Annotated in this window: 11 protein-coding genes and 1 tRNA gene; 8 read left to right on the forward strand and 4 right to left on the reverse strand. The window is 56.2% G+C overall.

The window, feature by feature from the left end:
* Positions 1-308, forward strand: a 308-nt coding sequence (locus HRQ60_RS23525; RefSeq protein WP_216671678.1) for a hypothetical protein, incomplete at its 5' end; no start/stop codon positions are given.
* Here the strand turns inward: HRQ60_RS23525 and HRQ60_RS22710 are convergent.
* Positions 278-3,487: a bifunctional cytochrome P450/NADPH--P450 reductase gene (locus HRQ60_RS22710; protein ID WP_172200726.1), complete on the reverse strand. Its 3,210-nt coding sequence runs from the start codon at positions 3,485-3,487 to the stop codon at positions 278-280. The genes HRQ60_RS23525 and HRQ60_RS22710 overlap by 31 nt on opposite strands.
* A gap of 313 nt (positions 3,488-3,800) precedes the next feature.
* A complete protein-coding gene (locus HRQ60_RS22715) occupies positions 3,801-4,175 on the reverse strand; it encodes a winged helix-turn-helix transcriptional regulator (RefSeq protein WP_172200728.1) in 375 nt (124 codons plus the stop codon).
* A 324-nt stretch (positions 4,176-4,499) separates the two neighbouring features.
* Here HRQ60_RS22715 and hxlA point away from each other — a divergent pair, with 324 nt between their 5' ends.
* From hxlA to HRQ60_RS22730, 3 genes are all read left to right on the forward strand, one after another.
* Positions 4,500-5,147 (forward strand): 3-hexulose-6-phosphate synthase, encoded by a 648-nt coding sequence (hxlA, locus tag HRQ60_RS22720; protein WP_172200731.1) that lies wholly within the window; start codon positions 4,500-4,502, stop codon positions 5,145-5,147.
* Between the two features lie 4 nt (positions 5,148-5,151).
* Positions 5,152-5,733, forward strand: coding sequence for a 6-phospho-3-hexuloisomerase (gene hxlB / locus HRQ60_RS22725; RefSeq protein ID WP_172200734.1), 582 nt, complete (start codon positions 5,152-5,154; stop codon positions 5,731-5,733).
* 230 nt (positions 5,734-5,963) lie between these two features.
* Positions 5,964-6,665 carry a Na-translocating system protein MpsC family protein gene (locus HRQ60_RS22730; protein ID WP_172200737.1) on the forward strand — a complete coding sequence of 234 codons (702 nt, stop codon included), beginning with the start codon at positions 5,964-5,966 and terminating at the stop codon, positions 6,663-6,665.
* Between the two features lie 85 nt (positions 6,666-6,750).
* Here the strand turns inward: HRQ60_RS22730 and HRQ60_RS22735 are convergent, their stop codons facing one another.
* A complete protein-coding gene (locus HRQ60_RS22735; RefSeq protein WP_172200740.1) occupies positions 6,751-7,020 on the reverse strand; it encodes a hypothetical protein in 270 nt (89 codons plus the stop codon).
* A 148-nt stretch (positions 7,021-7,168) separates the two neighbouring features.
* Entirely contained in the window at positions 7,169-9,511 is a 2,343-nt protein-coding gene (locus HRQ60_RS22740) for a beta-glucosidase family protein (RefSeq protein ID WP_172200743.1), read from the reverse strand.
* 160 nt (positions 9,512-9,671) lie between these two features.
* On the opposite strand from HRQ60_RS22740, the gene HRQ60_RS22745 reads away from it, so the two are divergent.
* The 4 genes from HRQ60_RS22745 to HRQ60_RS22760 all read left to right on the forward strand — a co-directional run bounded on the left by HRQ60_RS22745 (position 9,672) and on the right by HRQ60_RS22760 (position 12,016).
* The gene (locus tag HRQ60_RS22745) at positions 9,672-10,568 is read left to right on the forward strand and encodes a helix-turn-helix domain-containing protein (RefSeq protein WP_172200746.1); all 897 of its coding nucleotides are present in this window, start codon (positions 9,672-9,674) and stop codon (positions 10,566-10,568) included.
* A gap of 92 nt (positions 10,569-10,660) precedes the next feature.
* Positions 10,661-10,732, forward strand: a tRNA-Val gene (locus HRQ60_RS22750).
* Positions 10,733-10,857: 125 nt separating this feature from the next.
* Positions 10,858-11,781, forward strand: coding sequence for a tyrosine-type recombinase/integrase (locus HRQ60_RS22755; protein WP_172200749.1), 924 nt, complete (start codon positions 10,858-10,860; stop codon positions 11,779-11,781).
* Between the two features lie 10 nt (positions 11,782-11,791).
* Positions 11,792-12,016 carry a hypothetical protein gene (locus tag HRQ60_RS22760; RefSeq protein ID WP_172200752.1) on the forward strand — a complete coding sequence of 75 codons (225 nt, stop codon included), beginning with the start codon at positions 11,792-11,794 and terminating at the stop codon, positions 12,014-12,016.
* The last annotated feature ends 117 nt before the right edge of the window (positions 12,017-12,133 follow it).

Raw genomic sequence — 12,133 nt, forward strand, 5'->3', positions numbered from 1 at the left:
GAGAAAGTCCTATTCGTTGTAGAAGCTCGTCGGCTGCGGGAGAAATTCGTTCCGGTCGCGTGTTGAAATCGGGAAAAGGATTGGATTATAGCGGAATTTTCCCGATTTCAAAGGCGAATACTATCGTTCCTACACTGAATTTCTCCCTCCGCCTCCTCGCTTCTCTCGCAATCAGACTTTCTCGACACGTTAACCGGCGCAGTTTTGCGCCGGTTTTTGTTTGGATCTTTTTGACCCTTATTTCAGAAGGATATCAGCCGCGCAGCCGGATCCACGGTCAGATTCCTGTCCATACATCCTTGACGTAACGGCCGTGTTCCTGGAGTTCTTCCAGCCAGCGGACGGATTCCGCTTCATCCGCGCCGTGAACATCGCGGTAAGCGCGGCGGAGCGATTCTTCGACATCGGGCGCCATATGCACACCGTCGCCGCAGATATAGAAGATTCCGCCTTGATCGAGCAGGCGAATCACCTCATTCGTATTCTCCGCCATCCGGTGCTGCACGTAGGTCTTGGGCTGTCCTTCGACGCGGGAGAAAGCCGTATGCAGCTGCACCAGACCTTCGGCCGCGTAAGCTTCCAGTTCGTCTTTGTACAGGAAGTCCGTCTCCGGACTGCGGCAGCCGAAGTACAGCTGCGCTTCGCCGAGCTGCGCCCCCTGCTCCCGCAGAGCGCGGCGCGCCTGCAGGAATCCCCGGAACGGAGCAAGGCCCGTTCCGGGCCCAACCATCACGATCGGTACCGACGGATCTTCCGGCAGCGCGAAGCCGCTGCCGGGATCGCGGATAAAGGCCGACAGTTCGGCCCCTTCCGGCAGATTCGCCAAATAGTTCGACGCGATGCCGGCATATTCGCCTTGTCCGGCACGCGCGGGGCCGCGCACGACCGCAACCGTGAGACTGAGCTTGCCTCGATCCGCTTTGGGCGAACTGGAGATCGAATAGTAGCGCGGTTTGAGCGGCGGAAGCAGCGTCAGGAAACGCTGGAATTCCATTTCGCAGGCGCGGTACTTGTCGAGAATATCAAGCATCGTCAGACGCTTGAACAGCACTTCGCGCTTATAGGTCTCTTCGCTCTGCATCAGCGCTTCGATCTCGACCTTGTGCGGCGGACAAACGGTGCGTTCCGCCAATTCCCTCAGCTGGGCGCGGGACGCCGGTTCCTGGAGTTCCACGCTGCCGGTCAGCAGCTCGCGCAGCTCGACCGGACGACCGAGCGGCAGATGCGCCGCGGCGCGTCCGCTGCCCTGAAGTTCCACACGAGCGTCGCCCTGCAGACCGAACCGGGCCAATACCCGGTCGACCAGCGTGCGCGGATTGCGCGGCAGCACGCCAAGATGGTCGCCTTCCTTGTAGGAAGCGCCGGCCGGCACTTCCAGTTCGATATGCCGGGTGCTGCGGCCGCCGGCCGGCGATTGAAGCTCGAAGCTGCGCATAACGCGCATCGGTACCGCGCCGTATGTGTCCGCAAGCGGCGAGTGGACCTGCATGCCGTCGACAAATTCGACGGAAATCCCGGCCGGAGAAGCGTCTTGCGTTTCCGGCACGGACACTTCGATCTTCATCGCCTGCAGCACCGAAGGCCAAAGCCCGGTTTTCCACTCATCCAGCATCTGTTCGAAATCGTCGTCGGCGTCGCCTTCCCCGCGCGGCGCGGCGCGCGTTCCACCGAGCCGTTCAAGCGCTTCATCCACCAGGCGCGGAATCCGCTGGTACGTGCTGGCCCAGTTGCGGTCGCCGCAGCCGAATACGGCATAGTGCAGACCTTCCGCCGAGCCGCCTGCGGCGCTCTCCAGCCAGCTCACGAACTCGCCGGCATTGGACGGAGGACGCCCGTTGTACGACGCCGTCACGACGAGCAGCAGTCCTTCGGTCGGCAGATTGCCCGCGGCGCTGTCCATCTTGGATACCTGCGCCCGGAAACCGTAACGTTCGCCTTCTTCGGCCAGTTCGTGCGCAATCCCTTCGGCGGTTCCCAGATTCGAACCGTACAGTACGGTCAGCGGCGTGTCATGCCGATCCACTTCGATCGCCGGCTTCGAATCGACGTCCGTGCGCGCGGGAGCGCTTGAAGCGGCGTTCGTCGCAAGAGGCGCCGGAGCCATGGGAGCGGCGGCGCGCGGACGCACCTGCATCTTGAATCCGTCCGGCTTGAGCGTCAGCGTCTCCTTGATCTTCAGTTCGTAACCGGCGCCGTCGACGATATCGAAATGCCGCAGCACGGTCCCCAGAACAAGCGTCGCTTCATGCAGCGCAAACTGTTGGCCGATACAGGCCCGCTGACCGCTGCCGAACGGTTTGTAGGCATCTTCCGGAACCTGGGACGGATCTTCGAAACGCTCCGGCCGGAAATCTTCGACCTCTTCTCCCCAGGCGTTTGTATCCCGATGCAGCATCGGAATCAGGACATTGACGGCTTCGCCCTTGGCCATCGGATAACGTCCCGCCAAGAGCGTGTCTTGTTTCGCTCTCAGCGAGAAAGCCGGAGCCGTCGGCCACAGGCGCAGCGACTCGCTTAGAATCATGCGAATATATTTCATCTCGCGCACCTGCTTGTAAGTCGGAGCCGACGAATCGGTCAGAATACGGTCGACTTCTTCCTGCGCTTTGCGCAGCTTGTCCGGATTGTGCAGCAGGAAGTACAGCGCAAACGACAGCAGGCCGCTTGTCGTCTCGTGGCCCGCGATCAGAAACGTAATGATCTGGTAGCGGATATTCTCGTCCGACAGCGATTCGCCCGTATCCGGATCCTGTCCGCCCAGCATATTGTTGAGCAGATCGTTCTCCCCCCGGTCGCCGTGTTCGCGGCGCTCCTTGACGATCTTGTCGACGAGCGCGAACATGTAATCGATATCCCGCTGCATCTGCGCTTTTTTGCCGATCATCAGTTTGTTGTGCACCCCGAGGCGCTGGAGCTGGCTCATCGACTCGTCGAGCGAGCGTGTCATCGCTTCGACGAACGGATGATTGGACTCCCGGTAAAAGCTGTTGAAGCGGTAGTGGAAGCCGCACAGCCCGATCGTATCCAGCGTAAGCCGGGTCATGTCTTCGGGCACTTCGACGAACTCGTCCGGATTCAGCCGCGCCCATTTCTGCACCAGCTGCATCGCGATATCGACCATCATGTCATGGTAGCCGATCATCGCCCGCTGGCTGAAGCTCGGCATCAGAATATTGTGCGCTTTGCGCCAATTCGGCTCTTCCGTCCAACTGGTAAACAAACCGTCTCCCGCAAACGAACGGACATTTTGCAGCGGTGCCCAGACATTTTTCTCGAACCGGGATTCGTCGCAGGCGTCTTCCACCAGCTCGCGTCCCGAAATGTACAAATTGCCCGGACGTCCGGGCAGATCCATTTTGAAAATCGGACCCTGCTCCTCCGCCAGCTTCATCAGCGATTGAACCGGAGCTTTCGTATCGACCAGCGGCAGGTTGCCGAGCGGGCCGAAGGTTTTGGGCTGAGGAATCGCCGTTGGATTGGTCTTCATTGTCAAGTCCCCTTTCACAAGCGGCAGAACAGCGCAGTTCGGCTTTTTTCGTATCCGGATCTCGCAGGATCCACAATTTGACCGAATGACCGTTTTGAATATTGGGTTCTGCCTCTTCTTGTACCCTTGTCCCAACCGCCCCGGATTGAAACGAATTTGAGGTGAAATAAGCAAAAAGCCCTCCCCTTGCGTTCCGCCCCCTACCAAGGGACCGGAAGCCGGGAAGGACTCTTCGAACTTTCTATGACCAACGAATCGGAACCTCAGACCGCCCTGCCGTTTACTCGGACCTTCCGTTCACCCGTTTCCGGGTTCAGTTCGCTTCTTTATCGGCGTCTTTCCAGATGACTTCTTCGCCGTACTTTTTGCCCCAGTCGTACATCATGCGCAGAACCGGTGTCAGGCTCTCGCCGTAAGCGGTCAGCGAATATTCGACTTTGGGCGGCACTTCGCGATACACCTCGCGGTGCACCAGCAGATCTTCTTCCAGCTCGCGCAGCTGATTGGTCAGCATCTTCTGCGTGATATTCGGAATCAGCTTTTTCAGTTCGCTGAACCGCTTCGTTCCTTCGAGGCCCAGGTGCCACAAAATAATCAGTTTCCATTTGCCGCCGATGACAGCCAGCGTCAATTCCTTCTCGCAGTTGATCGCCTGAAGGTCGATCCGTTCTTTTACTTCGCTCGCCATCTTCAAAAGCCTCCGTTTCGTCCGTGCTTGGCGAAATCTCAACTTCTTCCACAGACCAAGCCCGCTTCGCTTTGCTCCCAATAGTATACATTAGAACCGTACCTCCCCGCAAAGAATGTAGGACCTTAAGAGATACCGGCTTTCGCAAACCCGCGCCCGGCGCAATAGTATCCTCCACGTAACTTCCCCACTTTGAAGTGCCTTCTTCCGCGAAAGGAGATTGCGGGCTTACAATGGGTTCAGCAGCAGGGCGTCCGAACAATTCGAAGTCTATTGGCTCCCTGCCGCTTGACCCATACCTCAACCCACAAGGAGTGTTTGAATATGAAACTGCAATTGGCATTGGATCTGGTCGACATCCCGGGCGCTATCGAAGTCGTCACGGAAGTTCAAAAATATATCGATATCGTCGAAATCGGTACGCCGATCGTCATCAACGAAGGTCTGCACGCCGTCAAAGCACTCAAAGAAGCATTCCCGCATCTTGACGTACTGGCCGACTTGAAAGTCATGGACGCCGGCGGCTACGAAGTCATGAAAGCAACCGAAGCCGGCGCGAGCATCGTTACGATTCTCGGCGCGTCGAACGATTCGACGATCCGCGGAGCGGTCGAAGAAGCCGCGAAACACGGCACACAAATCCTGATCGATATGATCAATGTACCGAACCTGGCGGAACGCGCGGCACAAGTCGACGCTCTCGGCGTCGATTACATCTGCGTGCATACCGGCTACGATCTGCAGGCCGAAGGCCAAAGCCCGTTCGAAGATCTGCAAACGATCAAATCGGTCGTAAAAAAAGCCAAAACAGCCGTAGCCGGCGGGATCAAGCTCGATACGCTGCCCGGCGTCATCTCGGCTCAGCCCGATCTGATCATCGTGGGCGGCGGCATCGCCGGTCAAGACGACAAAGCGGGTACGGCCGCCGAAATGCGTCGTCTGATCGAAGCCGGCTCGGCCGCACGAGTCTAAGCCGATGAGCGGTTCTTCTTCCGCTCTGACCGGCACGGCCGAATTTGCCGCGCAAATCGCCGCCGAGCTGAGCGAAGCCGTTCGCGGAATCGATCCGCTGCAGGCGGAAGCGTTCGCCGAAGCGCTCGACGGAGCGGCGAATGTCTTTACCGCCGGCGCCGGACGTTCGGGAATGATGGGCAAAGCGCTGGCGATGCGGCTGATGCATGCGGGCTGCTCGGCCCACGTGGTCGGCGAGACGTCTACGCCCGGGATCGGACCCGGCGACCTGCTTGTGATCGCTTCCGGTTCGGGCGAGACCCGGACTTTGGTTCCGATCGCGGAAAAGGCGCGGGAACTCGGAGCCGATGTCGCCGTGGTGACGCTGAAGCCCGATTCGACGCTGGCCCGGCTTGCCACGCTGTTCGTCCGGCTTCCGGGAGCGTCCAAATCCCGCGAGAATGACGATTATGCCACGATCCAGCCGATGGGCTCGCTGTTCGAGCAGACGCTGCTGCTGTTTTGCGACGCTTCCGTGCTGCGTCTGATGCAGCGGCGCGGACTCGATACGAACCGGATGTACGGCAAGCATGCCAATCTGGAATAATCCGATTCGATAAATCGCCTTTCGCGGCCTGCGCTTCCTTCAAAGCGCAGGCCGCTTTTTGTCTTTCTACAAATTAAGACCCGATTCTTTTATTTTCGACCTTAGCTTACACGGAGGTTTCAACTGTCGGATTAGGTTTATTTTAAAGTATGTATATGAACTTTCTTACACCCCCCCAATCCCTCCAACCTCCCTATCCGACATCAGATTATAGAAAGGGCCGGCTCCCCATGTCCAATAACACCGTTTCCGAAACCATCCGTTACAAAACACTCTCCCTGTTCGCCGAACATTTCGGAATTTCGCCTGCACGTGTAAATGTAACGCTGGATGATAGCTGCATCATGATTGGCGCAGAGCGTTTTCTGCAGCCGCTTGTCGAATCGATGATTCTCGAAGAATCGCACGGGGCCCTGCAGTCGATGCGCGAGCTGATGGTCGGCTATCTGATGCCTGAATTATGCCGCTTCGTCCAAGACGACTGCGGGATGAAAATAGAATCCCAAGGGTATGACTGGAACGACCAGGACCTGTCCTGCCTGATCTTCATGGTGCTCCACGAACCGGCATTCCTGCGCGAAAACATTCCCTACCCGGAACAAAACAAAATCCATCGCCATATCGCGTCCCTTACCTATGATATGCAGCGTTTTCCCGAGAAAATCTATTCGTTCTGGATCGAGCAGCGGCTGCTCGTAATTGTCAGGGACGGCACCATGACCTCAGTGGAAAAAGCGCTGATCGAAGACTGCCATTCCGAAATCCTGCGCGTATCCAAACGACGGGTAGAAAAAGCCAGGTTTTGCGAGGAGCCTCCTTTTGACGGGATCGTCAACCGCGGCATCAAAGGCGTCTATCTGGACTGGGTTTTTCCGGACGACCGCAGCCTGCTGGTCTACGTATTCGGCAGCGTCCAGAAGATGGCCCCCTAAATTTTTCGGGGTGGCGGCTCTTTTTTGAGCATGCGAAAAAGAACCGGATCATACGATCCGATTCTTGGGCCTATCCTTCGGCCGGTTATTCGTTCTCGCCCGTCGTCATTTCGATCCGGTCGATGCCCTGTACGGTGATCGTGACTTCGAAGTTTCCATTGCCAAGGGGACTCATACGCAGCAGCCCTTTCTCCGCGAGATAACGATAGGCGAGCTTGCGCTCGGTCTCTCCGTTAATCTCGTCTCCCGTCAAAATAATCGGTTCGCCGGCAAGGTCGAACCAGCTGTCATACAGTCTGCCCAACACTTCCCGCCGAAGCCCGCGGCGTCGGTTGAATTGTCCCATGCGTTCCAAAGCCTTCTCCTCCTTCGGATGTGGATCGCGGGGCTCATCGCTCGCCATTCGAGCGAAAGCCCTCACTCTCTATTACACGATTCGGGCTCTATTCTCTCAGCCGCGTGCATCCCGGGCAAAATTTACCGCCTTCTGCCAAAAGGGAAGGTCAGCGGTTGATCCGTTCAAGCAGCTCGTTCAGCTTACGCTCGCCGTCCGGTTTGCCCGCGAAACCGACCGCCGCTCGCAGCGGCAGGTAGCGGCCGACGGCTTCCATCATGCCTGTGCTGTCGTGCTCGTCTTCTTCGGTATCTTCCGAACCGGATTCCGGCTGCGCCTGCGAATCTTCCGCCGGCGGCGTGAACAGTCCGCCCTGCAGGAACTCGTCCAGCAGCGCTTTTTGGTCCGGCGTCAGGCGCCCGGGCTGCATCAGATCGCCGATCAGCGAATTGCGATGCACCGGCTCGCTAATCGGCGCGTCGCCTTCGATGTCGACTTCGGCCGTCAGCCTGATTTCGCGCGAAGAAGATCCGACGCCAAGCTCGAACACGCCGCTCTCGACGCGCCAAGCCGCCGCTTCGACGTCGTAGTAGGCGAACGCTCTGCGATCGAGCGCGAACGATACGGTCGCCGTCTCGCCCGGCTGGAGCTCTACTTTTTCAAACCCTTTCAATTCGCGTTCCGGCCGGTCCACCGTACTCTCGGCATCCCGTACATACAGCTGCACCACTTCCTTGCCCGCGATACTGCCGGTGTTGGTCACCTTCACGCTGACTTCGAGCCCCTCATCGGCCGAGGCCCGCGCCGCGCCCAACCGCAAATCGGAGTAGTCGAATGTCGTGTACGACAATCCGAACCCGAACGGGAACAGCGGTTCAATGCGCTTCTTGTCGTAATACCGGTAGCCCACGTAGATGCCTTCGCGGTATTCCACGCGGTCGCCGGTGCCCGGAAAGTTCAGGAACGCCGGCGTGTCTTCCAGGCGCACCGGGAACGTCTCGGCCAGTTTGCCCGACGGGCTGACTGCGCCGAACAGCAGGTCCGCGATCGCGCCGCCCAGCGCCTGCCCGCCGAGGTAGGCTTCCAGCAGGCCTTTGACGCTGCCGAGCCACGGCATCTCGACCGGCGAACCGTTGCTGAGCACAACGACCAGGTTAGGCTGGACTTTCGACAATTCTTCGATCAGCCGCAGCTGATTGCCCGGCAGACGCAGATGGGTACGGTCGTAGCCTTCCGACTCGTACGCGTCCGGCAGCCCGGCGAACAGCACCGCGACGTCCGATTCAATCGCAAGCTTGGCGGCTTCCGCGATCAGCGCTTCGTCCGTGTCGTCTTTTTTGAGGCTGTAGCCGCGAGCGTAGCTCACCTGCGCTTCGCCTGCCGCCGCAGCGAACTCGTCATAGATCTTGTCGAGCTTCGTCGGGATGATATGCGAGCTGCCGCCCCCCTGATAGCGCGGACGTTTGGCCAGCTCGCCGATGACCGCAATGGTGCCCGAACGTTTCAGCGGCAGGATGCCCTCTTCGTTCTTGAGCAGAACCATACTTTCCCGGGCGACCTTGCGCGCGAGGGCATGATGCTCTTCCCGGTCATATGAAGCATTCTCCACCTTTTCCGCCGCGCTTCGCAGCACCACGCGCAGAATTCGCTCGACCGCCGCGTTTAGCTTGCTTTCCGGCAGCGAGCCATCTTGGACCGCATCCGTGATCTTCTTGGCGCCGATTCCGCCGCTTGACGGCATTTCCAGTTCCAGCCCGGCCGCAAGGCCTTCCGCCCGTTCATTGACCGCGCCCCAATCGGACATGACGAAGCCTTCCAGCCCCCATTCTTCCTTAAGGATCTTATTGAGCAGTTCGTCGTGTTCCGAAGCGTACGTGCCGTTCACCCGGTTGTACGAGCTCATGACCGTCCACGGCTGGCCTTTTTTGACGGCTCCTTCGAAGCTCGCCAGGTAAATCTCACGCAGCGTGCGCTCGTCCACCACGGCATCCACCGACATGCGGCGATGCTCCTGGTTGTTGACGGCAAAATGCTTCAGCGACGTGCCGACGCCCCGGCTCTGCACGCCCTTGATATGGCTGGCCGCGATCTCCGACGACAAATACGGATCTTCCGAGAAGTATTCAAAGTTCCGGCCGCACAGCGGCGAGCGCTTGATATTCGCCCCCGGTCCGAGCAGCACGGCCACGTTCTCCGCCTGGCATTCTTCGCCGAGCGCTTCGCCCATGCCGCGGATCAGGTCGCGGTCCCACGAAGACGCGATGCCCGCTGCCGACGGAAAGCACGTCGCGGGCGCGCTGTCGTTTAGCCCCAGATGATCTGCGTCTTCCGCCTGCTTGCGCAGTCCGTGCGGACCGTCGGTCACCATCACGGACGGAATGCCGAGGCGTTCAATGCCCTGCGTATGCCAGAAGTCTTTGCCGGAACAAAGGCTTGCTTTCTCTTCCAAGGTCATCTGCGAAATAAGGTGCTGGATATCCGGCGTGCCGGAAGGTTGGCTGGATTGAGTCATAATGGTGCTCCTCTCCGTATAGGCGATACCGTAAAATTCTTTATTCCCGTTCATTGTAAAGCGGTTACATGGTTGAGTTCTATGAAAAAAGAGACCTTTTTTGTAGATTTCGCACCTATTCGTTACAATGGAGAAAAGAAAAAGGACAGGAGCGCGGCGGATGAAAAAGACGGCACAGAAAGGTACACGTATGCCGGAGTCGGTGGGCACGGGGCAAGCGGACACTGACAGAGCGGAGCGGCTGCGCAGGGAATCCGTGGACGGAGCGGAGCGCCTGCACGGGGAAGCGGAGCATCCGGATGGGCAAACGGCGTACATGCCGGATTACGCGGACGACCGCGAACTGCTGCGCAGCCTGGCGCTGAGCCGGCAGAACGAGCGGCTGCATCACGACCTGGCGACTGAGCGCAAGATGCTGCTGCTCGTGCGCGAAGGCCGCCGCGAAGAGCTGGAGCGGCTGCTCGCCGATTGGAATCTCAGGCAGGACTTCGGTATCCTGTCCCGCAGCAGCCTGCTCCGTCACCGCAAAAACCTGACGATCTGCGGCATCACGCTGTACACGCGGGCCGCGATCGAAGGCGGACTGAACGCGGAGGTCGCCTTCACGCTGAGCGACCTGATGATTCAGCGCGTGGAAGAAGCCCATACGCCGGAAGAAGTGGATACCCTGTCGACGTCGGCGATCCGCGAATTCACGGACCGCGTGCGGCAGGCACGCGAGAACGCGGGCAGCGGTACGTTCGAAGCCTGCCGACTGTATATTTTCAATCATCTATATGAAGAGCTGCCTTTGGAGCGTCTCGGTCAGGCTATGGTGCTGAACCCGGCTTATCTGTCGCGGCTGTGCAAAAAAGAAACCGGCCTCTCCCTCTCCGCCTACGTCCGCCGCGAAAAGGTCGAAGAAGCCAAACGCCTGCTGGAACTCGGCGAACACAGCTTGTCCGAGGTCTGCGCGCTGCTCGGCTGGAGCGACCAGAGCCACTTCTCGCAGGTGTTCAAAACCTGGGTTGGCGTAACCCCGGGAGCCTATCGCAAACGGGTTCCGAAAAAAAGTTGAACTTTTTTGAGTAAAGTGCTTGCTATACGTCTGCTTCTCATGGTATGATATTTCTTGTCGACAAGAACTTGATTCTTGCCACACACACATGAAGGACGGTAGCTCAGCGGGAGAGCACTATCTTGACAGGGTAGGGGTCATGGGTTCGATCCCCATCCGTCCTATACTTTCAATAAGGGTAAGGGTTCTAAGGTAATCACTTGATTAGTGGTCAACCTTAGACACGTTTTTAAAGAAGATAACCACCATCTTGTAGTTTGAAAAAACTATAGGACGGTGGTTATTTTTTATGCTTTTAAAATTTGCTTTGGCTGAATTCAAATCTGATCGTGAGTATCGTAATGTCTCTCCTCGCACTCTCTCTTCTTACTTTATGACGCTGAACGAGTTTCATGAATATGCGATTAAACATGAAGTTCTGAACCTTGAGGACTGCACACAACCCCTCGTTAAAAGTTACTTGGTGTATTGCAGTAAAGAGAAAAAGAACAATCCTACTACGGTTAATTCCAAACTTCACACTTTGAAAATCTTCTTTAACTATTTTGAGAAAGAGATGGAGATTTTCACTCAGAAAACGAATCCCACAAAACGAATTGGCTTTGCTCAAGAAGAAGTGAAGATTGAAGTATTTACCGACGCTCAAATTAAGCAGATGCTTAATTACTTCCAACGCTTGAAATATCGGGATAAGACATTTCACGCGTATCGCGGTTACTTCTTAATCATCTTTCTTCTCTCCTCTGCTTGTCGTTTAGGAGAAACAGTCAATCTTCGTTGGAGTTATGTAAATCTTAGAGATCAAGTTATAACCGTAACAGGTAAGAAACGTACTGCCTCTTCTCTTCCTATGGCAGATAAATTGAAAAAAGAGTTTCTTGAATACAAGTTGTTTGTAGAAACTAACTTTGCGGTTATGCCTGAATATGTGTTCACTGATCGGGAAGGAAAACAACTTACGGACAATGCGTTAAAAATGTTATTCAAACATTTGAAAGAACAGATGAACTTCAAAAACGTGCGTTTATCTGCTCATACCTTTCGACATACAGCAGCACATAGAATGATTATGGCTGGTTGTGATATTGGTACAGTACAGAAGATTCTTAGACACTCCAATGTATCTATGACACTCAGATACTTTGCATTATGGGGTACAGCACTTGCAGAACAAAATGAAAAGTTCAATCCGCTCAACAATCTGGATTTGTAAGGTGGAAGTTATGAACCTTACTCGTACACTTGAAATCCGTGACCGTCTAACGTATCTTTACTCCAATTTGGGACGCTATACCGCTAATTTGATTGAACATATTGAAAGCAACTCCAAAATCGAAGAACTGGCTTTAGAATTTCTTAAAGAAGAATATAACAGGACTCGAAAAGAGATTGAAGAGTTGGAAAGAGAACGTGGTATTTTGATCTACAGTAATTCTGACCAAGTATAGTTTTAAACATTGAGACAGGTTTATATCTGTCTCTTTTTTATGTGACGGATTGTAAAATGAAGTGCAACACCTCGAACTGAATACAAAAAGGGCTCATGGCCGGATTCGTGTAGAATA

The sequence above is a fragment of the Saccharibacillus qingshengii genome, from assembly GCF_013185195.1.
Lineage (GTDB): Bacteria > Bacillota > Bacilli > Paenibacillales > Paenibacillaceae > Saccharibacillus > Saccharibacillus qingshengii.

Excerpts from the sequence above, each read along its gene's own strand:
- HRQ60_RS22710 (WP_172200726.1), bottom strand. The coding sequence starts at position 3,487 with ATGAAGACCAATCCAACGGCGATTCCTCAGCCCAAAACCTTCGGCCCG.
- HRQ60_RS22715 (WP_172200728.1), bottom strand. The coding sequence starts at position 4,175 with ATGGCGAGCGAAGTAAAAGAACGGATCGACCTTCAGGCGATCAACTGC.
- hxlA (WP_172200731.1), top strand. The coding sequence starts at position 4,500 with ATGAAACTGCAATTGGCATTGGATCTGGTCGACATCCCGGGCGCTATC.
- hxlB (WP_172200734.1), top strand. The coding sequence starts at position 5,152 with ATGAGCGGTTCTTCTTCCGCTCTGACCGGCACGGCCGAATTTGCCGCG.
- HRQ60_RS22730 (WP_172200737.1), top strand. The coding sequence starts at position 5,964 with ATGTCCAATAACACCGTTTCCGAAACCATCCGTTACAAAACACTCTCC.
- HRQ60_RS22740 (WP_172200743.1), bottom strand. The coding sequence starts at position 9,511 with ATGACTCAATCCAGCCAACCTTCCGGCACGCCGGATATCCAGCACCTT.
- HRQ60_RS22745 (WP_172200746.1), top strand. The coding sequence starts at position 9,672 with ATGAAAAAGACGGCACAGAAAGGTACACGTATGCCGGAGTCGGTGGGC.
- HRQ60_RS22755 (WP_172200749.1), top strand. The coding sequence starts at position 10,858 with ATGCTTTTAAAATTTGCTTTGGCTGAATTCAAATCTGATCGTGAGTAT.
- HRQ60_RS22760 (WP_172200752.1), top strand. The coding sequence starts at position 11,792 with ATGAACCTTACTCGTACACTTGAAATCCGTGACCGTCTAACGTATCTT.